The organism is Mucilaginibacter calamicampi (genome assembly GCF_042676765.1).
Taxonomy (GTDB): Bacteria; Bacteroidota; Bacteroidia; order Sphingobacteriales; family Sphingobacteriaceae; genus Mucilaginibacter; species Mucilaginibacter calamicampi.
In genome coordinates this window covers 154,733-176,817 of sequence record NZ_JBHTHU010000002.1, presented here as the reverse complement: position 1 = coordinate 176,817, position 22,085 = coordinate 154,733, and the positions used below count along the sequence as shown (strand labels likewise).

The 22,085-nt window shown below is 42.6% G+C and carries 23 protein-coding genes and 1 riboswitch; of the genes, 19 read left to right on the top strand and 4 right to left on the bottom strand.

Translation table 11 applies throughout. The features are described from left to right. Positions 1 to 30: 30 nt before the first annotated feature. From ACFQZS_RS05025 to ACFQZS_RS05015, 3 genes are all read left to right on the top strand, one after another. Complete coding sequence (locus tag ACFQZS_RS05025; RefSeq protein WP_377097905.1) at positions 31 to 759, top strand: (Fe-S)-binding protein; 729 nt, start codon at positions 31 to 33, stop codon at positions 757 to 759. Positions 760 to 1,000: 241 nt separating this feature from the next. Beyond that, positions 1,001 to 1,228 (top strand): hypothetical protein, encoded by a 228-nt coding sequence (locus ACFQZS_RS05020; RefSeq protein ID WP_377097903.1) that lies wholly within the window; start codon positions 1,001 to 1,003, stop codon positions 1,226 to 1,228. 87 nt (positions 1,229 to 1,315) lie between these two features. Next, a complete protein-coding gene (locus ACFQZS_RS05015; RefSeq protein ID WP_377097901.1) occupies positions 1,316 to 1,489 on the top strand; it encodes a hypothetical protein in 174 nt (57 codons plus the stop codon). On the opposite strand, the gene ACFQZS_RS05010 is transcribed toward ACFQZS_RS05015, so the two are convergent. After that, complete coding sequence (locus ACFQZS_RS05010) at positions 1,483 to 2,013, bottom strand: O-acetyl-ADP-ribose deacetylase (RefSeq protein WP_377097899.1); 531 nt, start codon at positions 2,011 to 2,013, stop codon at positions 1,483 to 1,485. The genes ACFQZS_RS05015 and ACFQZS_RS05010 overlap by 7 nt on opposite strands. Before the next feature lie 51 nt (positions 2,014 to 2,064). Beyond that, positions 2,065 to 3,168 (bottom strand): hypothetical protein, encoded by a 1,104-nt coding sequence (locus tag ACFQZS_RS05005; protein WP_377097897.1) that lies wholly within the window; start codon positions 3,166 to 3,168, stop codon positions 2,065 to 2,067. A 216-nt stretch (positions 3,169 to 3,384) separates the two neighbouring features. Between ACFQZS_RS05005 and thrS the strand changes: the two genes are divergently transcribed. The 6 genes from thrS to ACFQZS_RS04975 all read left to right on the top strand — a co-directional run bounded on the left by thrS (position 3,385) and on the right by ACFQZS_RS04975 (position 10,336). Next, entirely contained in the window at positions 3,385 to 5,310 is a 1,926-nt protein-coding gene (gene thrS / locus ACFQZS_RS05000) for a threonine--tRNA ligase (RefSeq protein ID WP_377097895.1), read from the top strand. A gap of 1 nt (position 5,311) precedes the next feature. Further along, complete coding sequence (gene infC / locus ACFQZS_RS04995; RefSeq protein WP_377097893.1) at positions 5,312 to 5,878, top strand: translation initiation factor IF-3; 567 nt, start codon at positions 5,312 to 5,314, stop codon at positions 5,876 to 5,878. Positions 5,879 to 6,018: 140 nt separating this feature from the next. Continuing rightward, entirely contained in the window at positions 6,019 to 6,219 is a 201-nt protein-coding gene (gene rpmI, locus ACFQZS_RS04990) for a 50S ribosomal protein L35 (protein ID WP_377097891.1), read from the top strand. A 75-nt stretch (positions 6,220 to 6,294) separates the two neighbouring features. Continuing rightward, positions 6,295 to 6,639, top strand: coding sequence for a 50S ribosomal protein L20 (rplT, locus tag ACFQZS_RS04985; protein ID WP_377097889.1), 345 nt, complete (start codon positions 6,295 to 6,297; stop codon positions 6,637 to 6,639). Positions 6,640 to 6,914: 275 nt separating this feature from the next. Next, complete coding sequence (locus ACFQZS_RS04980; RefSeq protein WP_377097887.1) at positions 6,915 to 9,332, top strand: outer membrane beta-barrel protein; 2,418 nt, start codon at positions 6,915 to 6,917, stop codon at positions 9,330 to 9,332. Between the two features lie 113 nt (positions 9,333 to 9,445). Then, positions 9,446 to 10,336, top strand: a complete 891-nt coding sequence (locus ACFQZS_RS04975; protein WP_377097885.1) for a hypothetical protein — start codon at positions 9,446 to 9,448, stop codon at positions 10,334 to 10,336. Positions 10,337 to 10,424: 88 nt separating this feature from the next. Here the strand turns inward: ACFQZS_RS04975 and ACFQZS_RS04970 are convergent, their stop codons facing one another. After that, positions 10,425 to 11,186 carry an SRPBCC family protein gene (locus ACFQZS_RS04970; protein WP_377097883.1) on the bottom strand — a complete coding sequence of 254 codons (762 nt, stop codon included), beginning with the start codon at positions 11,184 to 11,186 and terminating at the stop codon, positions 10,425 to 10,427. A 76-nt stretch (positions 11,187 to 11,262) separates the two neighbouring features. Further along, positions 11,263 to 11,466, top strand: a riboswitch (cobalamin riboswitch). Between the two features lie 103 nt (positions 11,467 to 11,569). Here ACFQZS_RS04970 and ACFQZS_RS04965 point away from each other — a divergent pair. The 7 genes from ACFQZS_RS04965 to ACFQZS_RS04935 all read left to right on the top strand — a co-directional run bounded on the left by ACFQZS_RS04965 (position 11,570) and on the right by ACFQZS_RS04935 (position 19,462). Continuing rightward, entirely contained in the window at positions 11,570 to 13,582 is a 2,013-nt protein-coding gene (locus tag ACFQZS_RS04965) for a TonB-dependent receptor plug domain-containing protein (RefSeq protein WP_377097881.1), read from the top strand. Between the two features lie 9 nt (positions 13,583 to 13,591). Continuing rightward, positions 13,592 to 14,659: a YncE family protein gene (locus ACFQZS_RS04960; RefSeq protein WP_377097879.1), complete on the top strand. Its 1,068-nt coding sequence runs from the start codon at positions 13,592 to 13,594 to the stop codon at positions 14,657 to 14,659. A 58-nt stretch (positions 14,660 to 14,717) separates the two neighbouring features. Then, entirely contained in the window at positions 14,718 to 15,296 is a 579-nt protein-coding gene (locus ACFQZS_RS04955) for a DUF6580 family putative transport protein (protein ID WP_377097877.1), read from the top strand. 66 nt (positions 15,297 to 15,362) lie between these two features. After that, the gene (locus tag ACFQZS_RS04950) at positions 15,363 to 16,052 is read left to right on the top strand and encodes an SIR2 family NAD-dependent protein deacylase (RefSeq protein ID WP_377097875.1); all 690 of its coding nucleotides are present in this window, start codon (positions 15,363 to 15,365) and stop codon (positions 16,050 to 16,052) included. Between the two features lie 338 nt (positions 16,053 to 16,390). Further along, positions 16,391 to 17,014, top strand: a complete 624-nt coding sequence (locus ACFQZS_RS04945; RefSeq protein ID WP_377097873.1) for an AAA family ATPase — start codon at positions 16,391 to 16,393, stop codon at positions 17,012 to 17,014. Between the two features lie 5 nt (positions 17,015 to 17,019). Beyond that, positions 17,020 to 17,493, top strand: a complete 474-nt coding sequence (locus ACFQZS_RS04940) for a helix-turn-helix domain-containing protein (protein ID WP_377097871.1) — start codon at positions 17,020 to 17,022, stop codon at positions 17,491 to 17,493. A gap of 448 nt (positions 17,494 to 17,941) precedes the next feature. Then, complete coding sequence (locus ACFQZS_RS04935) at positions 17,942 to 19,462, top strand: glycosyl hydrolase family 28 protein (RefSeq protein WP_377097869.1); 1,521 nt, start codon at positions 17,942 to 17,944, stop codon at positions 19,460 to 19,462. Between the two features lie 541 nt (positions 19,463 to 20,003). Here ACFQZS_RS04935 and ACFQZS_RS04930 read toward each other — a convergent pair. Next, positions 20,004 to 20,252, bottom strand: a complete 249-nt coding sequence (locus ACFQZS_RS04930) for a hypothetical protein (RefSeq protein WP_377097867.1) — start codon at positions 20,250 to 20,252, stop codon at positions 20,004 to 20,006. An 88-nt stretch (positions 20,253 to 20,340) separates the two neighbouring features. On the opposite strand from ACFQZS_RS04930, the gene ACFQZS_RS04925 reads away from it, so the two are divergent. Genes ACFQZS_RS04925 through ACFQZS_RS04915 form a run of 3 tightly spaced genes read left to right on the top strand, consistent with a single transcriptional unit; the run spans position 20,341 to position 22,074 of the window. Continuing rightward, a complete protein-coding gene (locus ACFQZS_RS04925) occupies positions 20,341 to 20,823 on the top strand; it encodes a GAF domain-containing protein (RefSeq protein ID WP_377097865.1) in 483 nt (160 codons plus the stop codon). Continuing rightward, positions 20,816 to 21,469 (top strand): alpha/beta hydrolase, encoded by a 654-nt coding sequence (locus tag ACFQZS_RS04920; protein WP_377097863.1) that lies wholly within the window; start codon positions 20,816 to 20,818, stop codon positions 21,467 to 21,469. The genes ACFQZS_RS04925 and ACFQZS_RS04920 overlap by 8 nt, the downstream gene beginning before the upstream one ends. Continuing rightward, complete coding sequence (locus ACFQZS_RS04915) at positions 21,466 to 22,074, top strand: DNA-3-methyladenine glycosylase (RefSeq protein ID WP_377097861.1); 609 nt, start codon at positions 21,466 to 21,468, stop codon at positions 22,072 to 22,074. Before ACFQZS_RS04920 ends, ACFQZS_RS04915 begins: the two co-directional genes overlap by 4 nt. Positions 22,075 to 22,085: the final 11 nt, after the last annotated feature.

The window sequence follows — 22,085 nt, the reverse complement described above, 5'->3', positions numbered from 1 at the left end:
ACTCAAAACTTTTTCTGAAATTAGCCGCCGATGAAAACCGAATTGTTTATTCCCTGCTTTATAGATCAGCTTTTTCCGGATACTGCATTTAATACTGTTAAATTATTGGAGAAGGCGGGTTGCGAAGTGCATTATAACCCAGAGCAAACCTGTTGCGGTCAGCCTGCATTTAACGCGGGTTTTTGGGACGAAGCCAAAACCGTAGGGCGCAAATTTTTAGATGGTTTTTCAGAAGACAGCGTGATAGTTACGCCATCTGCATCATGCACCGGCATGGTCAAAAATTATTATAACGATCTGTTTACCAACACCACCGTGCATAACCATTGCCGAGCAGTACAGGGTAATATTTTTGAACTGTCAGACTTTTTGGTGAATATAATTCATTACGACAGCTTCGGCGCTGAGCTGGAGGGCAGGGCTGTTTATCATGACAGTTGCTCCGCGCTACGCGAGTGCAAGATCAAAGAAGAGCCGAGGCAACTTTTATCAAAAGTACTGGGTTTAGAATTGGTTGAACTACAACAAGGTGAAACCTGTTGTGGCTTCGGCGGTACCTTCGCGGTTAAATTTGATGCCATATCAGCCGCCATGGCCCAGCAAAAGGTTGATTTTGCTATAGAGGCGGGTGCCGATTACATTATTTCTACTGATGCATCATGCCTGATGCACTTGCAAAGCTATATCGATAAAAACAGCCTTTCTATTAAAACTATGCACCTGGCAGATGTACTGGCGCATGGATGGGGGAATGTTTAGCTGATTGCGGATTTTCAGTTAATAGTATTCGAGAAATTTGTTATCATCAAAACTCCTTCCTTGGGGAAGGGTGCGGCTGCTTGTGAATTGGCGGGAAGGGGTTAACAAATTGGCAAAACCCCTTCCTCCTCCTTCCCCGGGGAAGGAATCGCACGGCCCATTGCTTTTTTTCAATCTTCCAACATCATTAATTTTTAATTCCGGATTTATTTATTGGCAATCAATTTGCTGATTGTTTTATATGCAACGCTATCAATCAGCAGAAAAAAACACAGGGGTAATAGCTTATCAAATTATGCCCGATGAAATAATTGTAAAATTTCGCGATGGCTCGGTTTACCTGTATACTGCTGCAAGTACAGGCAAAAAACACATCGCCCAAATGCAAACCTTAGCCAAAAAAGGAGAGGGGCTTACTACCTACATTAACCAGCACGTACGCGAAAATTATAAGGAGAAGCTGGCTTAATTGGTTTGTAAAATTATTCCTTATAGTGATAATTTAAAATGGGGGCATGATGCTTGCATTAAAATTTACACATAAGAACAGGGAGCTATGGAAAATTGGATGTATTATACAGTGGCAATTTTTGTAATTGTGATGATCTACCTATTAGCGTTTGGCGGAGCAGCAATGGTTGGCGGTAAGTTTGATAACTGGAAAAGCCGGGTTAGGCAAAAGCGCTTTTGGAGCTTCAGATGGAAAAGGAAAAGGCTTGAGCGTTATTGATCGTTTGTTAAAAGCGATTGGTACAACCGGTAATTCTCATCATCAAAACACACAAAAATTACTTTTTTTACCTGTTGGTTGGCATTTAAAAAATATTTAACCGTAGCCACGGCAATTACCGCTGCTTCGGATTTTGGAAAGTGATAGATGCCTGTGCTTATATTGGGGAAGGCAATAGTTTCAACACCATTTTCAACTGCTACTTTTAAACTGTTGCTGTAAGCATTGGCCAGTAAATGCCGGGCCTTTTGGTCATTACTTTTGCTCCACACCGGGCCAACGGTATGTATAACATATTTGGCGGGCAAATTGCCGCCTGTGGTAATTACGGCTTCGCCGGTTTTGCAGCCGCCCTGCCTTTCGCGTATCTTGTAGCAATCCTCTAAAATGCCTTTACCACCCGCCCGGTGAATAGCCCCGTCAACACCGCCACCGCCAAGCAGACTGGTATTTGCCGCATTTACAATCGCATCGGCTTTTACTTTTGTAATGTCTCCTTGAATAACTTCAATTTTGCTCCCCATAAAGGTAATACATATTGCGGGGGTAACTGGTTTTAATACTTTAAAGGATATTTAATGTGTACTTGCCGGGGTTTTAACTAAGTACATTTTAAACTGATTGTTACCCTTGGTTCCCACCCATTGCATGTGTTGTTTGTCTTTTTTAATGATCATCACCGCCATGGAATCCACAGCTTTACTTTTTCCAAAAATGGTGAGGTTTAATTTGTGTGCCTTCTCATCATATTTATACATGGCGCGTTGAGCTCGTGCCGGTTCAAAAACGTACGGGTTTGGCGATAAAGCTATCCCGCCATGTTCCTCTATGTAAATGCATTTCCAGGCGGTACTATCGGTAACCCAGGCATTTTCATTAACAAATTGCCCGTTTCGCTCCAGTTTTTCAACCTTCCATTTTCCAACAAAATCAATTGGCTTTTCGTACATAATATACCTGTATATAGTAAAAAAGGATAATGCTATGACGACTACTCTTATCACCCATTTGAAAAAAGAGAATTGCAGCGCCGGTAAATTATTGGCGGTATTAAAAAATAGGCGAATAATTGGCTCGCGGTTGAGTACAAGTAAGTAGGTTAACGCGGCGGTAAGTATTACAGACACTAAAAACGCGCCTACCGCTATGCTGTAAAATGCATTAATAAGCACAATGTTTAGCATTACAGGCATAAGCACAAACAAACCCAGTAAGGTAGTGCGCCTAAACAGCAATAATATGGCGCCACCAATTTGCAATACCGCTAAAATTATAGCCAGTTTATACGAATAGCCAAAGTAATTCCAGGTGAGTTCAAAACCGCTGAGGCTGCCTACGGGGGTATCATTACGCGAGTACATTACGGCAAACTGCGTTTTTAATATTTTAGCAAAACCATAAGTTGCTACGGTATAAGCTACGCTATAACGTATTACGCCAACCAACCAGGCGTGAAGAACTGCATACGGAAAATCCTCGTTGTCGGCATGATAGTTCCATGCAATTAATAATATTATGGCCGCTGCTATTACAATTATGCCCAACACAAGCGCCGCGTTAGGCGGAATAGAGCCATTAAGAAAATATAGCATTAGTAAAAGGCCTGCGCAGCTAAAAAAGCAATCGCATACTTTAACACCAAGGTTTATTTGCTTTTTTGTAATGAGTGGGTTGGTCATAAGGGTTTATATGTAATGCAATATAAGTGATATTGCCTTAATACGACAATATCAACACTTCACCTTATCAAAAAAATTCCTAAATTCGCATCATAAAATTAAGATCGCATTAGTAGGCGATCGACTAAAAAAGTAAAGTTTTAAACCGGGTGGTTTTAAAAAGCCTTTCCCTTCCGGGGAGAGGTTGGAGAGGGGCTGCCCAAATCATGTTTGTAGATGATCAAGATTACACTACCCGACGGTTCCGTTCGTGAGTACGAACAGGGAACTACTTCTATGCAGATAGCGCTGTCTATCTCTGAAGGTTTAGCACGAAACGTATTAGCAGCCGAAGTTGATGGCGAGGTTTGGGATGCCAGCCGCGCTATTGAAAAAGACTCGCAGGTTAAATTATTAACGTGGAACGATGTTAAAGGCAAATCAACCTTTTGGCATTCATCCGCCCACTTAATGGCCGAAGCTTTGGAGGCTTTGTATCCGGGTACCAAATTCGGTATCGGCCCCGCAATTGAGACCGGCTTTTACTATGATGTAGATTTTGGCGACAAGGTTTTCTCATCAGAAGAGTTTAAAAAGATAGAAGATAAAATATTGGAGTTGGCTAAGGCTAAGGAGGAGTTTACCCGAAAACCCGTTAGCAAAGCCGATGCGATAGCTTATTTTACAGAAAAAGGGGATGAGTACAAGCTGGATCTGATTAAAGACCTGCCCGATGGTGCCATCACTTTTTATACACAAGGTAACTTTACTGACCTGTGCCGCGGGCCGCACATTCCCAACACAGGCTTTGTAAAGGCGGTTAAACTGATGAGTGTTGCAGGTGCCTACTGGCGCGGCGACGAGAGCAGAAAGCAGCTTACCCGTATCTACGGTGTTACTTTCCCTAAAGCAAGCGAACTGACTGAATATCTGCGTGTTTTAGAGGAAGCCAAAAAGCGTGATCACCGTAAATTAGGTAAGGAGTTGGAGCTGTTTGCCTTCTCAGAAAAGGTGGGCATGGGTTTACCGTTGTGGTTACCAAAAGGCACTGCCTTGCGCGAACGGTTGACTAACTTTTTGCAAAAAGCACAGATTAAGGCAGGGTATGAGCAGGTAATTACACCGCACATCGGTCATAAAAATCTGTATGTAACCTCGGGCCACTATGAAAAATATGGTGCCGATTCGTTTCAGCCCATAAAAACCCCGCAGGAGGGGGAGGAGTTCTTTTTAAAACCGATGAACTGCCCGCACCACTGCGAGATCTATAAAACAAAACCGCGCTCTTACAAAGATCTTCCCGTTAGGTTGGCAGAGTTTGGTACCGTTTACCGTTACGAGCAAAGCGGCGAGCTGCATGGTTTAACCCGTGTGCGTGGCTTTACGCAGGATGACGCGCACTTATTCTGTCGCCCTGACCAGGTTAAGGATGAATTTAAAAAAGTTATCGACCTGGTATTGTATGTGTTTGGTGCCTTAGGGTTTGAAGACTATACTGCTCAGATCTCATTACGCGATCCTGAAAATAAAGCTAAATACATAGGTAGTGATGAAAACTGGGCCCTGGCAGAATCCGCTATTATTGAAGCTGCAGAGGAGAAAGGTTTAAAAACTGTAGTTGAGTTAGGCGAGGCTGCATTCTATGGCCCCAAGCTTGATTTTATGGTAAAGGATGCCATTGGCCGTAAATGGCAATTGGGCACCATCCAGGTAGATTATAACCTGCCCGAGCGCTTCGAGTTGGAGTATACAGGCAGCGATAATCAGAAGCATCGCCCGGTAATGATCCACCGTGCGCCGTTTGGCTCTATGGAGCGCTTTGTTGCAGTATTGATTGAGCATTGCGCAGGTAATTTCCCGCTGTGGTTGTCGCCGGAGCAGTTTATTATATTGCCTATCTCAGAAAAGTATGAAGATTATGCAAAAAAACTTTCAGATGAGTTAAAAGATTCCGATATTTGCGGGCTAATTGACTTTAGGGATGAAAAGATAGGTCGCAAAATACGCGATGCTGAAGTCAAAAAGATCCCATATATGCTGATAGTTGGTGAAAAAGAGGCCGAGCAAGGTGAGGTTTCTGTTCGCAGACATGGACAAGGCGATCTGGGAAGTATGAGTGTAGAAGATTTAAAAAAACAAATAATAAAAGAAATAACCGTATAACTTGGCATTAAACAAACCATTCAACAGAGGACCAAGGCTTCCTTTCAAGAAGAAAGAAGCTGAACACAACATTAATCAATTTATCAGAGCTGCCGAAGTTCGTTTGGTAGGCGATAATGTAGAAACGGGTGTTTATGCGTTAAAAGACGCTTTAGCGATAGCTGAAGAGCAAGAGTTGGATCTGGTTGAGATATCTCCAAACGCTGTTCCGCCGGTTTGTAAAGTAACAGACTATAATAAGTTTATTTACGAGCAGAAGAAGAAGCTTAAAGAGATAAAAAGCAACGCCAAACAAACGGTTATTAAAGAAATACGCTTCGGGCCGAACACGGATGACCATGACTTTGATTTTAAATTGAAGCATGCAACCAAGTTTTTAGAAGCAGGCGAAAAAGTAAGAGCTTACGTGCACTTTAAAGGCCGTGCAATTGTTTACAAGGAGCAGGGCGAAATATTGCTGCTGCGTTTTGCACAAGCTTTAGAAGAAGTAGGCAAAGTAGAGCAATTACCAAAGCTGGAAGGAAAACGGATGTTTTTAACCGTTGCCCCTAAGGCCGCCAAAAAATAGGTTGGTTATACGTTAGACGTTTTACGTTGTACGTGTTAGTCAAAAAGAAAGAAAGTAAAAACGTTGAACGTATTACGTAAAACGTTTAACAAAGATAAAGCGTTGAGAAACGCCTGTAACTAACAAAAATAAATAACGACATGCCAAAAATGAAAACCAATTCCAGTGCTAAAAAGCGTTTTAAGCTTACTGGAACCGGTAAAATTGCAAGAAAGAGCGCTTTTAAAAGCCACATCTTAACCAAGATGAGCACTAAACGTAAGCGTAATCTTACCCACACTACATTAGTATCTGATGCTGATATGGGTAACGTAAAACGTATGCTTGCAATCGGAAAGTAATTAACAAATTAATTAACCAGGTATTAGAGTATTAAAGTTCGTTAATACGGCACTCACTACCAAAAACAACAAAAAATGCCACGTTCAGTTAACGCCGTAGCGTCCAGAAGACGCAGGAAAAGGATCATGAACCTCGCCAAAGGTTATTGGGGTTCACGCAGCAAGGTTTACACCATTGCTAAAAACACAGTAGAAAAAGGTTTACAATATGCTTACCGCGACCGTAAGACCAAAAAACGCGAATTCCGCGCGCTTTGGATACAACGTATCAACGCAGGTGCACGTCAGTATGGTATCTCTTACTCACAATTAATGGGTAAGTTAAATGCTAAAAACATCGGTTTAAACCGTAAGGTATTAGCTGATTTAGCTATGAACAACCCTGACGCTTTTAAAGCAGTTGTTGACGCAGTAAAATAAATTATTTTGATTTCACCGGTTTAAGGTGATTTCGCAGATCTATAAGGCTTCCCGAGAATTCGGGGAGCTTTTTTTGTTTAGGCTCATTTCTGAGCGACAACAAAATAGGGCGTAAGCCGCATTTTATTTTTCCTAACGCTATTTCCAAATCAGGTTGTTTTGTTACTTTAGAGTAATAAAAGTAGCATTGTATATGCTGCACAGCCAGTTACGTTATCATTTACAAAAACTTGTTATTACTTAAACACTGCCTGCCTAAGCTAGCAATTATTAATATGCCGCTACCTCGTTTTGTCAAAACCCTGGTGTTTGTTGTTGCATTGCTATTTTTTGTGTTACAAATACATGCCCAAAGCGCTAATAATGTGTATACCATTACAGTGCTGAACGACAAAATGCAACCGCTTGAAAATGTTGTTGTAATGCAATTACAGGCTCCCGATGATAAGCTTGTTAAAACTGACGTTACCGATCAAAACGGCGAGGTAAAATTCAGGATAGATATACCGGGCGATTACCGTTTTGCAACGCAGCTAATGGGTTATAATGACGGACTAACCGCCGCTTATACTTTACCAGGCAAAATTATGGCTGCTACCATTAACCTTTCAGCGGCTTCAATTGATTTGAAAGAGGTTAATATTAGTGGCAAACGCATGTTTTTAGAGATGCAACCCGGCAAAATGGTAGTTAATGCAGGCAGCAGCATTTCAAACGCGGGAACTAACGTACAAGAGTTTTTACCAAGATTACCGGGTGTGTCTGTTGATAAAAGCGGAACCATCAGCCTGCGCGGAAAAGCAAAGGTGCTGGTACTGATAGATGGCAGGCAGATCTATTTGTCCGGCGAAGACCTGCTTAACAGACTTAGCGGCATAAGTTCATCACAAATACAACAGGTGGAGTTGATCTTCAATCCATCTGCCAAGTATGATGCCAGCGGGAACGCGGGCATTATCAATATAATAACCAAAAAGAACGGACAAAATGGGTTCAACGGCAATGTTAGCGTTTCAGGTAATCAGGGTAAATATTTTAAGACGGCTGATTTTATTAATCTGAACTTTAAAACGGGCAGGTTCAGCTCATTTTTTGATTACTCGGCCAACGTAGATAATAATTATACTGATGTTTATGACACCCGAGACTACATAGCTTACGGCAGGTTAGAAATGACGACCCGCATAAAGGTAAAAAAGGTTAACACCGATCTCAGAACCGGTACAGATTACCAGCTATCTGATAAAAGCAGTGTTGGCTTAACCTTGAGCGCATCAACTTTTGACAGGGATCACCCCGGTTACGCGGAGGCTAAATGGCTGGACAATACGGGTAAGGTAATTTCAACCAATTCGCTAAGCAATAATTTTGTAGACGGTTTAAAAAACATTGGCGCAAGCTTAAATTTTAACAGTGAGTTAAGCCAAACGCAGCATTTTTCTGTTGATGTAGATGCTTTGAAATATAATGCCTATAACGATCAAACCACCACAAACCAGGAATTATCGCCCGGCGGCAATTTAACGGGAAGTATTGTGCATTTCCCCACAACTATTAATATTTACGCGGGCAAGGCCGATTACAGCCTGCAGCTGGATAAGAACAAACGCTTTGAAACCGGCGTAAAATTATCCAGAAGCAATACGGATAATATATCAGACTATAGAAATTACGATGGCGCGCTGCAATCTAAAGACCTTTCAAACAGTTACCGTTATTTTTATAACGAGCATATTTACGCGTTGTACTCTAATTTGAATATTACGGGCCAAAAAATAAACGCGCAACTGGGTTTAAGGTATGAAAATTCGCAGTATACATCGCAGATCACTGATAACTTAGCCGGCAGAAATAATTCGTTTACCACTAATTACGGTAGTCTTTTCCCATCATCAACCCTAAGTTATAAGGTTGATTCGGTTAACTCGTTTACCCTGGCGGCAGGGCGTCGTATAGACAGGCAAACCTTTAAAACCTTAAATCCGTTTTTACTGTTTTTAAATAACTACACTTTAGAGGGAGGGAATGCGGATCTGAAGCCACAGTTTAGCTGGAACTTTGATCTTAGCCATTCGTGGAAAGATAAAATTATTACCACCCTATCATACAATACCACAAAAAATTATATGGCGGGCTCGTCGCTGGGTACAACCGGGCCGCAGGTACTTGTAAATACTATAAACGTAAATAATGTACAAAACATAGGCTTATCGGTAGCTACACAATTTGAAATGGCCGCGTGGTGGTCGGCTACTGCTTCAGGGTCTGTTAATTATAAAAAATTTAGTGGCTACAAAGACTGGCAAATTCAAACATCAATTACCCAATTCCAGCTGAATGTTGGTAACCAGTTTACCATTAGCAAAAGTGTTAGCGCCGAACTTACCGGCAATTATATTTCAAAAAGCAGGCCCGAGCTGCTATCGGTGGAATTGCCCACGGGAAATGTTTCCGTAGGACTTTCAAAAACAGTGCTTAATGGAAGCGGCTCTGTTAAACTTTATGGCCGCGATCTATTTTACAACTCGGCAACCCGGGCACTATCTGACATTCGCACAGGTACTGACTATGCCGTGTTTAAGCGCGATTTTAGATATGTCGGAATCAGTTTTAGCTACCGCTTTGGCAAAACCATGAAAGACCGCAAGCGCTCTGACGGAAGCGCCGCTGAGGAGAGCGGGAGGGCGCAGTAAAATAGTATTAAGGCATGGCGTAGCGTAAAAAGGCTTTCCGGTTTTCGGGGAGCCTTTTTTGTTGTAGCAAATTGTACTATTTTAGCCGCACCAATATTTAAAACTTAAAATTAATGATAACGAAAAGATACTGGATAGGAATTTGCCTTGCCTTTAGCGTGCTTGCATCCTGTCGCAACGCCCAAAACAATAATGAAAATGACGGAGTTGATTCTTTAGTAACCAGAACCAGAGGACAGATTTGGGGGATGATGAAGATTGATGACACTCCCGCACAGCAAGTATCCGGTTTAGTAAAAACAAAAGTTTATGCTGTAAACGTATTTGCAGAAAAGCTTGCGGAAGAACCAACACTAAAAAACTGGCAATCGGTATTAACTTCTGCCAAGCGCGATAGCAGCCATATCTACATCAGCCAAAATTTAGATAAAGTTGCCGTTAACGCTATCATAAGCAGCGCTACGCAACAAGCTAAAAGCACCAACGCTTTGATCAGCAACTTAAAAGAGCTATCGGCAAGTGGAGTGGCGCTTAATTTTGGTGATGTAAACGCTCAGGATACATCGCGATATTTAACCTACATAAAAAAATTAGCGGGGGCTTTACATGCCGAAAAATTTGAACTTGCTATAGTCGTACCTCCGGTGAATTCATTTGATGTAAAAACACTCACCTCATTAGAGGTTGCTGCCGACTACCTGCTTTTTGATTTTAGCACTACCGGAAACGACGCAAGCCAGGCAATAGTTGACTTTAAGGGCATTGAACAAACCAGCATGATAGATGCTATTACCCATACGCTCACATCAAATATCAATCCGCGTAAATTACTGCTTGTTTTTTCTTCTGATGATGAAAACCTGGACATGCGTTGTAAGTTTGTTATACGTCTTGGCCTGAATGGGGTAGTAATTAACTATTCGGGCAAAAAAAGCGACCCAAATCTTAACGCGATTTTGAAGGAAAAATTTGTTTATGTGGATACGGTGCGGAAGGGGCAGTAAAGATTAGTTTTTTTGATTTCAGAGATAAATAAAAGGCCCCGTTTTCGGGGCCTTTTTGATGCAATTTGTGTGAGCGTAATGTTTGTGTTTAGCTTTTAACCCCTACCTTATGATTGGCCGTGCCGTTGCGGTGCACAGGCTTTAAACTGGTATCAATATCCATGTATTGTTTAAAATTACGTACATCGGTATCAACCATATTTTTAAATACAGGGTTTAGCACATGGGCCACGCCGGCGCCCAATCCTCCCGCAGGCGGCTGATAGCTGATGATCACATCAACAATAGTTCCTTTTCCGTCGGCAGCATCTCTAAAGAACACCTTGCCCGCATTATCAATTATTGAGTCGGGCAGAGAACTCCAGCCAATCACTTCGCCTGGCTTATCTTTTACTATTTGGGCATCCCAGCTTACGGTACCCACACCTGTAGGCAATCGTAATACCCAGTGTGAGCGGGTGTCGTCTACTTCCTCTACACTTTCCAGGTGGTTCATAAACAGAGGGAGGTTATCCAGCTTGCGCCAAAAGTTGTAAACCTCTTTACGGGGCTTATCAATAACAAATGCCGATTTAATGGTGACGTCAACAGGCTCTTGACTATTTTTGCCGATAGATTCATAAATATCGCAATGACCACTTATGCCACGGTTGAGCAAATAGCTGCCGGCGCCCAATTTGAACAAGCTAAAAAGCGGACTTTTAAAAAGCCCCTTCAAGCCCGAAAATGTCATTTTAACGCCTACAGCGATAGAAATATACCGCTCCGGCCAGTTCAGATTGATCTCATCCTCCTTTAACGGAAGCGATTTATAATCCTGTATTGTGGGTGTTAACGTTCTTGTTGCCATAGTAATTAGTTAACAACGGATATAGCGTAAGGTTTTGGTTGAGATAAAACAGGTTGTTTGCCATGGATACTTATTGTACATTTGCCATGCTTTAGGTTTCCTGCCAGATAACAATCGTCAGGAATTAAAAGGGAATACAGTGTAAATCTGTAACTGTCCCGCAGCTGTAAGCTCCATAACCAAACGTCCAATCAATTGGTCACTATCCTTTAACTAAGGGATGGGAAGGCCGGACAGGAGGGGAGCAAGTCAGAAGACCTGCCCATAGCCATATTAATTCACAGCTTTCGGGGATTGAAGCTTGGATGTGAAATACGCCAATTATCGGCGTGTTCTCATTCTGACGTATCCTTTCCCCTGCGCTGTAAGTTTTATTTGTAAGCGTGAAAAAATCAGTAATACCGTGTGTAAAATCAGTAACCTGCAAACTGGCGTGGGTATTGGCTGTATTACCCTTTCATCAGGCCTTAGCACAATCAGACACTACCAGAAAACTTAGGGAGGTTACCATCTCCTCATCACGGACTGAAATGTTGAAAAGCATAACACCCGCCCAGCAAATTAAAGCCGAACAATTTATCCGTTATGGCGCGTTTAACGTAGCCGATGCTATTCGTGGCTTTTCGGGGGTGGCTGTTAAAGATTACGGCGGCGTGGGCGGCTTAAAAACCGTTTCGGTACGTGGCCTTGGCGCTAACCACACCGCAGTGTTGCTGGACGGAATACAAATTAACGATGCCGAGAACGGACAAATCGACCTGAGCAAGTTTAATCTAAACAACGTTCAGGAGATAGCGCTTTACAACGGCCAGCCATCAGATATTAATCAGCCTGCAAGATCATTTGCTTCGGCAAGCGTGTTGTCTATAAAAACAATAAAACCTGATCTGACAGCAGAGAAACCTTATTCAATTACGGCGGGGATAAAAGCCGGGTCATTTGGTTTGATGAACCCTTACATGCAATGGCAGCAGCGTTTGAGCAATCAATGGTCGTTTATTGTTAACGGATATACCGAAAACGCGAATGGTAAATATCCTTATACCGAAAACGATGGCATTAATAATGTGCGTAAAGACAGGGTAGCCGCCGATGTTAAAATACAACAAATTGATGGCGCGGCTTATTGGATGGGTACGGATAGCAGCAAGTTTAGCCTGCGGGTAAATTATTACCATGCCAACAGAGGCCTGCCGGGGGCGGTTGTGTTATATGTGCCCACCCCGGAAGGGCAACGGCTGTGGAACAATGATTTTTTTGCGCAGTCAGGCTATCAAAAAAGTTGGGCCAACGGCTTCCGGCTGCTTGTAAATGCTAAGTATGCCAACAACTACCTGCATTATTATAATCCGCAGTTTTTTAACGCTGCCGGCTTTTTAGATCAGCATTTCCGTCAGCAGGAGTTTTATCAATCGGCTTCGCTGGCTTATATCATCGCCAAAAACTGGGAAGTATCTTACGCTGCCGACCTGGTTATAAATAATATGACTGCTAACCTGCCATCATTTAAATATCCCACACGCACTACGGTGTTAAATGTATTGGCTACTAATGTTAAATTGGGTAAGCTAACGTTACAGGGAAGTTTGCTCAACAGCAATATTAATGAAAGCGTGGCTACCGGCACCACCATTCCCAGCCGTAACGTATTCTCGCCAACTTTGATGGCCAATTACAAGATCAATGATCCGTTAACTGTTAGGGTATTTTACAAGAATATATTCCGCGTGCCAACCTTTAATGAGCTGTATTACAATTTTATAACCAACACTAAATTAAAACCGGAGTTTGTTGATCAGCTGGATGCCGGGCTTACCTACAGTAAAAACCTTTTCGGCGCGGTGGAGTATCTTTCAATAACTGCCGATGTGTATTACAATAAGGTAAAAGACAAAATAATATACACGCCTAATGTGTATTCAGGCTCCGCGCAAAATATAGATAAAACGGAAGGAGTAGGGGCAGATATCGGCATTCGTACAGAAAGTAACATGGGCAAGCTATACAAGGGTTTACTGGCCCTTAACTATTCCTATCAGCGGGCAATGAATTTTAGTTTTCCTACGGAGTCAACCTATAAAAATCAATTGCCTTATACGCCGCAGCATCTTGTTAATTTAAATGTAGGGGTTAGCAGAAAGGGTTGGGGGTTGTATTATAACCAGATGTTCTCTTCGTTGCGCTTTTATAATAACAACAACAGTTATTACAAAGACGAGTATCTGCCGGCTTATGCATTGGCTGATCTGTCGTTGGTTTATAAAGGGAAATATAGGCGGTTGCCCATATTGGTTTCGGCAGAGGTAAATAACCTGTATAACGAAAATTATGTGGTAGTGCGCAGTTACCCTATGCCCGGCAGATCATTCAGAATTTCATTTCAAATAACTATCTAATAAATAACCATGAAACAATTTAAACTCAACTACCTGTTAATTACCTTAGCCTTTGTTAGCCTACTGGCATCGTGTAAAAAAGATAAAGATCCGGAGTTTAGGCTTCCAACCCAGGGCGTTTATGTGCTTAGCCAGGGCAATTTTAATCAGAATAACAGCACGTTAAGTTATTATGATTACCGCGACAAAACTACCAACCCCGACATTTATCAATCTTCTAACGGCGTTAAACTGGGCGATACCGGGAATGATGTTGGTATTTACGGAAGCAAAATGTATATCGTTGTTAACAACTCAAACCGCGTAACTATTGCAGATGCTAAAACAGCCAAATTAAACAAGCAGATAACCATTGCCCAACCCCGCTTTGTTGTGTTTTATGATAAGAATGCCTTTGTAACATCATACAACGGAACAGTTTCTGTTATTGACACTGCATCGCTTACTATTACTAAAACCATTACCGTTGGGCGTAACCCAGAGCAAATGGCAATATCAAACGGCAAGTTATATGTGGCAAATTCAGGCGGACTTGATTTTAGCTACAATTTTGATAAAACGGTATCTGTTATTGATTTAACTACCCTTGCCGAAACTAAAAAAATAACTGTTACCGATAACCCGGTAAGTTTAGCTGCGGATAGCTACAACAATATATACGTGCTGTCAATGGGTAATTATGGAGGAGACGCTACCCATCCGCCTATTGACCCGGGTATGACTGTAATAAATGCGCAAACGGATGTAGTCAGATCAAAGCCTGCTGTAAGTTTAGGCTACAGCGTACCTATTTTGGCGCAAGGCGATTTTGTTTACTTCCCAACGGCTGATAATAAGATAGCCATGTTCAACGCTAAAACACAGACCATGGAACGCGCCAATTTTATTACCGATGCCACAACTGTTACAACACCATTTGCTTTGGCATTTGATAAGTTGACCAATCAGATATTTATTGCTGATGCAAAGGACTATTCATCTAATGGTAGTTTATATGTTTATGATGTAACGGGTAAAATGGCTTATTCAGTTACCACAGGCATCATTCCCGGTAAAATAGCCTTTATCAACAAGTAAGCTATTGCCGTTTTATTTAATGCGATAAATAACTAATTTTACTCCATCAATTTCAATTATGTCATTAGAGAAAATTAACACCCGTACCCTGATTCTTATTTTGATGATAGTGGCAGCCACTGCCATGCGCTTTGTAAGCTATGAGTATAAGTGGATGAGTAACTTTAGTCCGGTTGGGGCGATAGCCATGTTTGGCGGGGTTTACTTTACTGATAAATGGAAAGCATACGTTGTGGTGTTACTATCGCTTTATGCAAGCGATGTGGTTATTAATCATTTTTATACCAACAGCTGGATATTTTTTACCGGCGATACCTTTTGGAACTGTGTGTGCTTCTGCATGATGGTATTTATAGGATCGCGTATTAAAAACCTGAACATTGTTAGCTCGCTGATCATTCTGTTAGCGCCGGTAACTATACACTGGCTGATTATGGACATGCCGTGGATAAATGATGCGGGCGGTTTGTACCCTAAAACTTTGGCGGGCTATGGCGCGGCGTTAATTGCCGCCATTCCGTTTGAAAAGAATATGCTGCTGGGAGATGCCGTATTTGGCCTGATACTTTTTGGCGGATTTGAATTGGCTAAAAAGAAGTACGGCGCATTACGCAACCGCACCGAACTGGCCTTGTAAGATCAGCGTTAGATGATATTTTAAAGCGACCAGCCAACTGGTCGCTTTTTTTATGAAATTGGAATAATGAAAAAGAAGATAGTTGTTTTAACGGGTGCCGGGATAAGTGCCGAGAGCGGTCTGCAAACCTTTAGAGGAAGCGACGGCCTGTGGGAGGGTCACCGCATTGAGGATGTAGCTACCCCCGAGGCTTGGGCAGCCAATCCCGCGCTGGTGCAAAACTTTTACAACATGCGGCGCAAAGGGGTTTTAGAAGCCGCACCCAACGCCGCGCATACAGCGCTGGTGGCGCTGGAAGATAAATTCGATGTTACCATCATTACCCAAAACATAGATGATCTGCATGAGCGGGCGGGCTCCGGTAATGTAATGCATTTGCATGGGGTTATTACGCGCTCGCAGTCGAGCATTAATCCTGAGCTCACTTACCCTATTGAGGGTTGGGAGTTAAAGATGGGAGAGACGTGCGAATTAGGCTCGCAACTGCGGGCGCATGTGGTTTGGTTTGGCGAGGCGGTACCTATGATAGAACCGGCTATCCGTTTATGCGCGGCTGGTGATCTGTTTATCCTGATCGGTTCTTCGCTGGCGGTTTACCCGGCCGCCGGGTTGATCAACGCTGTGCCGCGGGCGGTTGTTAAATATATTGTCGATCCTGTTATTCCGGATGTGCGGGTTAATAATCTCATCAAAATAGAGGAGAGGGCAACCGCTGGTATCCCGGGGTTAGTAGCTCAGTTATTGGCACAACCATAGCGCGCGCTGTTGCAGAAATATTGGCAACACTTTGCAACACCTGCAACAGCAGTTTTTATATCTATTTGATTATTAAGTTTTTACAACTATTATAAGTTTAAACATGCAACACTTTGCAACACACTTATTCGTCAGGACGTTTAGCTGTAATAGGCCATCAAATATTTGATTATCAAAGTATTGTGATTCGCAAAAATTGACACTTTTTTGCAACACCTAATTAGGAGTTAACATCCCGGAAAACCTTCGTCATCCTAAACACTTGCCACTCACTACTGACAAAGTAGTGTCACCATTTGTGATTTATAAGATACTTACCTTGCGTAAAACCTTAAAATATGGATCACAGATATGCAGCCCTTTACCCATCTCGCCCCGCAGAAATAGAACTGATAAGAGATATGGCGCGCGGCGCTTTAACCGCCAAACAAAAAAAGCAATTAACAAAAGAACTCAATCAGCCTGAAATCGACAATAAAGACGCATTTATCATGCGTCCGGCTGCCGACTGGCTTACGCCCGGCGCAACATGCTCGTCGCCCGATAAGCTTTTTGGCGATTTTTGGTATAGGGGAGAGCTTTGCATCCTTTTTGCTGATACCAATGTGGGCAAATCAATACTGGCAGTGCAAATAGGCAATGCATTGGCCGGCGGCGAAGCGATTGAACAACTTGGCGCCGAACTACCGCCCGAGCCTGTACTTTATTTTGATTTTGAACTAAGCGCCGCGCAGTTTGAAAGCAGGTATACCAGTAACAGTAATGGCCGTTATGCGTTTAACAGCAATTTTTACCGGGTAGTTCTAAATCCGGATGCCGTAGGAGCCGGGCGCTTTAAAAATTACGCCGAGTACATGACTAACGCGCTCGAAAACATCATTATAACAAGCAAGGCGCGTACAATTATTTTAGATAATATTACCTGCATGGAAGCAGCACCCAGGCTGCCGAGAGTGCCATAACGCTGATGCGGAACCTGCAGGCCATCAAAAACAGGTATCAGTTGTCTATCCTGGTGCTGGCCCACACGCCCAAGCGTAACCAGGCCCGCCCTATAACACGCAATGATCTGCAAGGCAGCAAAATGCTGCTCAATTTTGCTGATAGTGCCTTCGCCATTGGCGAAAGTCAGACCACCGCGGGCACCCGCTATCTTAAACAGATAAAACAACGCAGCGGCAGGCAGTATTACGGACAAGAAAATGTAAGCCTTTGCAGCATTGTAAAGCAGGGCAGCTTTTTAAAATTTGATTTTAATGGGTTTGATAACGAGGCGGCCCATCTGCAGCATTATAACCAACAGCAGCGCCGCGACATGGAGGAACGCATTTTGTTGCTGCACAAACAGGGGCACAGCGTGCGTACCATTTCTGCGCAAACCAATGTGTATTATACCAGCGTTCACAGGTTGATCAGGAAGTTTGAGAAAGACGGGGATTAGCGGTATAAGGCCATTACCCCTACAAATCCACAATACATCAATCGTTCCCGCCGGAACGTAAATTTCTTTTTAATAAACTACCAACCAGAAGTTCCCTTGGAACGAGTTTGCTTTCTCGGCCCATCCAGCAATGTCATCAAGTTAATGAAGCTCCGTAAGGAGCTAAAAGTCGGTAGCAAATAGAAACGAAAAAAACGTGCCGTAGGTACGATACTTAGGAAGCATACCTACGGCATGCTACGTTCATTTTCCTATTTTCTACCGACCTTTTGCGTCTACGACGCATGCTATTGCTTAGTTTATACTTCATTATTCGATATTGGACATTTGATGTTCTGCATTAAAATTCGTTCGATCGATTAACTTGATTAGATAGTATCGAGATATTTAGTGGTCAACTATTTAAAGAGATAATTACCTATTTTAGCTGCAACCAATTACACTTCCAATGAAAATATCTTTCGTTTTAGCCGCGTTATGCTTAACAACAACGGCATTTGCAGAATCGCCCAAAAAAATACTGGTCGCTCCCGGCACTTTAACCGCTACGTCAGCAACAGTAGTGTGGGATAAACCCGTTAACAGCGCCGATATCGCAAGCTATCATCTTATTGTTAATAAAAAGGACATAGCCATGTCCACACGGTGCAATTTCAGGTTTAAAAACTTATCACCTTTAACCAACTATACCTGCGAGATAAGCGCGGAAGGTAAGGATGGCAAGTTTAGGCCCACAGGGCTTATGGTAAAATTTAAAACAACCGCGCAGGGCAAAATACTCAACGTACTTACATTTGGTGCCAAAGGTGATGGCACGACGTTAAACACCAAAGCCATACAGGCAGCCATTGATGTCTGCCCGGCAGGTGGTACAGTGCTAATACCATCAGGTACCTTTATAAGCGGTGCACTGTATCTAAAAAGTAAAATGACGCTTGATATAGCCAGGGGAGCCACGCTAAAAGGCAGTACTAATGATGCAGATTACCTGCCTTTTTATAAAAACCGTTTTGAAGGCTGGGAACTGGAGACCTATGCCAGTTTGCTTAACGCCGGTAAAATGAACAGCAAAGGCGGTTATGTGGTAGAACAACTGACCATTAGGGGCGAAGGTACTCTAAGCGGTGGCGGCGATCCGCTGGGTAAGGCAATGATAGCCAAGTCGGGTTTGCGCGGTCGCGGACGGTTGATCTGTTTAATGAACTGCCGGAATGTGGATATTCAGGGCCTTACTATTAAAGATTCGCCTTGCTGGACGATCCATTACATTTACAGCAAGGGCGTTAGTTGCCATGATCTCAATATTACCAGCACCTTGTTAAACGGCGATGGGATTGACCCTGATTCGTCTGACGATAGCTACATTTTTAACTGTTCGTTCCTTACCGGCGACGATTGTATCGCAATAAAATCTGGCAAAAACCCGGAGGGAGATAAAATTGCCCGGCCTACAACCAATGTGCGCATTACCGATTGCGATTTTCTTGCAGGGCACGGTATTTCCATTGGCAGCGAAATGTCTGGTGGGGTAGATGGTGTGCTGGTGCAGGATTGTAAAACAGGAAGCCTGCTGTATGGCATGCAGATAAAAGGGACGAAGGAGCGGGGAGGTTATGTACGCAACGTAACCGTTGCCGATTGCCAGCTGCTGCGGATTACCATTTATTCTAAGTTAGGTTATAACAACGATGGCGCTGCAGCCGCTGCCGAACCGATGTTTGAGCATTTCACTTTCCGTAATATCGATCTGTCGCGGGCTAATTTGCGGCAATCTGTTATGGATCTGAACGGTTTTAAACAGGCAGGGCATCAACTTAACGATGTAACGTTTGAAAACATAATAATGCCTAAAGACGGCAGGATAGTAATAAAGGATGCTACCAACCTAAAGTTTATTAATGTTCTGGCAACAGACGGCTCTAAACCGAATTATGAGATAACGGACGGTAGCAATATCGCTAATCGATAATAGAGCGAGAGTAGTTATTCAACCGCTTCTAAACCATAAAAAAAGCTGTTATTGCGAGGTACGAAGCAATCGCGAGTTTTGCGTTCAGCCTTTCTCCGTGGGATTGCTTCGTACCTCGCAACGACAAGATGGCTTTTTGAACGCGGACCTATCACCCTGAGCTTGTGGAAGGGTAGAGCGTAAAGGCCTGCCCGCTATGGTTCGACAGGCTCACCATGACGGCCCACCCGCTGTTACACCACTGCCAAAGCTGCGCTGCCGATTGAAAACCCCTCAACAAAAAATCCATGCAGTTAATGAAGTTTTACGGAAATGACCTTTGAGTCACTGCTTATCGACCGTGGCGACAAGCCTTATGTATAATATAAAGTTATTATAAAATAAATAACACATAATGTATTGATAGTAAAATAATTATGTATTAAAACAAAATATAATTTTGTTGCGTGTATGGATGCCCAACTGAAGCTATCGTAACCAAATTAAATTTTGTTTGAGATTTATAATAAATATAAAACGCTATATATCAAAATGTTACAATTTAGTAGTTGTACCTATTATACGCAGCCTTAAAATCTACCGCCATTTCTTTAAACCGGGCGGCAACTGTTGTTAAAAACTCTTCATCCAGCAATTCAAAAACACTGTTTACGCCGTCGGTCAAATCCATCTCGGCTATTTTATAACTCTGTTCCAGTATCCCCCGCTCTATCTTCACAATAAACTTTTGGTTCATACTGAAGATGGATATCTTAAAATCGGGGTGCGGCAGTTCTGCTATTACTCTCATTTTTTTGTTATTAATAGCGCTAAAATAAATTTTTAAAAATGATATTGGTCTTATTTAGTTTGGTGCAGGTGTAATTACCTTTGTTATTATGGCAGAAGACCTCCAAATAAGCACCTCGGTAAGTAAGGAAGAGCAATACACATCACTTATCCCGCAAATTGAAGCATTAATTACCGGCGAGAGCGATATGGTTGCCAACCTGGGTAATATATGCGCTGCCTTAAAAGAGCAATTTAAATGGCTCTGGGTGGGTTTTTACATGGTGAAGCACGGTGAATTGGTGTTGGGGCCGTTTCAAGGTCCTGTGGCCTGTACACGCATTAAAAAGGGCAAAGGCGTGTGCGGCGCTGCCTGGCAGCAGCAGCAAACTATTATTGTTCCGGATGTAAATGAATTTCTCGGTCATATTGCATGCAGTTCTGCTTCGGTATCTGAGATCGTTCTTCTGCTGTTTAAAGATGGGGAAGTAGTGGGCGTATTAGATGTAGATAGCGAACATGCAGCACACTTTGATAGTACGGACGAAAGGTATCTTACAGAAATACTAAAGCTGATCAGTTTTAATGAGTAAGATATTTTTAATTGCCGGTATGGGTGCCGATACCCGTATATACAACAATATAGAACTGCCGGACGAGGACGAAGTGATACCGGTAGACTGGATAAACCCGGATATAAGTGACACTTTAACAACCTATGCACAAAAGCTTATTAAACAATATAATATAACCTATAATTCTATTGTAATTGGTAACTCGTTAGGCGGAATGATAGCCATTGAGATAGCCAAGTTGATACCGCTTAATAAGGTGATCCTGATATCAAGCATCAAGACAATTGATGAGGCGCCGGGTTATTTTTCATTCTTTAAAATGCTGCCGTTATATAAAATTATCCCCGGTAAAATTTATACGCGAATGGGGGTAACCATCCGGCCAATATTTGGCGGCATGTCGCCACAGCAGCTTTGGTTGTTCAAGGATATGTTGAGTAAATCATCACCCAAATTTCTGAAATGGGCTATGGGAGCGGTATTAAAATGGAAAAACACAACTGTACCGCCCAATGTTTACCATATTATTGGCGACAAGGACAGGGTATTTAATTACAAACGAATAAAGAATACTACCCTTGTAAAAGGCGGAACCCACATTATGATATTTGATAAGGCTAAAGAGATCAACAAAATATTGAAAGGAATTTTGCGAAAGAAATGAAATTACCTTTAGCATTTTACCAACGGGAAGACGTTGTTACTGTTGCACGGGAGCTATTAGGCAAGTATTTATTTACTTGTATTGATGGTGTAATTAGTGGAGGATACATTGTTGAAACAGAAGCTTATAATGGCATAAATGATAAGGCTGCACATAGCTATGGCGGCCGCTTAACACCGCGTACTAAAACCATGTTTGAGGCAGGTGGTGTAGCTTACGTTTACCTGTGTTACGGCATACACGAAATGTTTAATGTGGTGGCATCTACCGAGGGCGATCCACGCGCGGTGCTTATCCGGGCCGTACATCCAACAGAAGGGTTGGAGGTTATGCTGTACCGCCGCAATATGTTAGCGCTAAAGCCAAACATCACCGCCGGGCCTGGTTCTGTAGCGCAGGCATTTGGTATCAACAGAAAACTAAATGGTATTAGTTTGCAAAGCGATACGTTATGGCTGGAAGACAGGGGCCTGAGTTTTGCCGCCGACCAGATTGCCGCTGTGCCGCGTGTTGGCGTAGCTTACGCTAAAGAAGACGCGCTTTTGCCCTATCGTTTTTTTGTTAAGGGCGATGCTTATGTAAGCAAACCCAATAAATATGAATAAGGCTTTTAAAT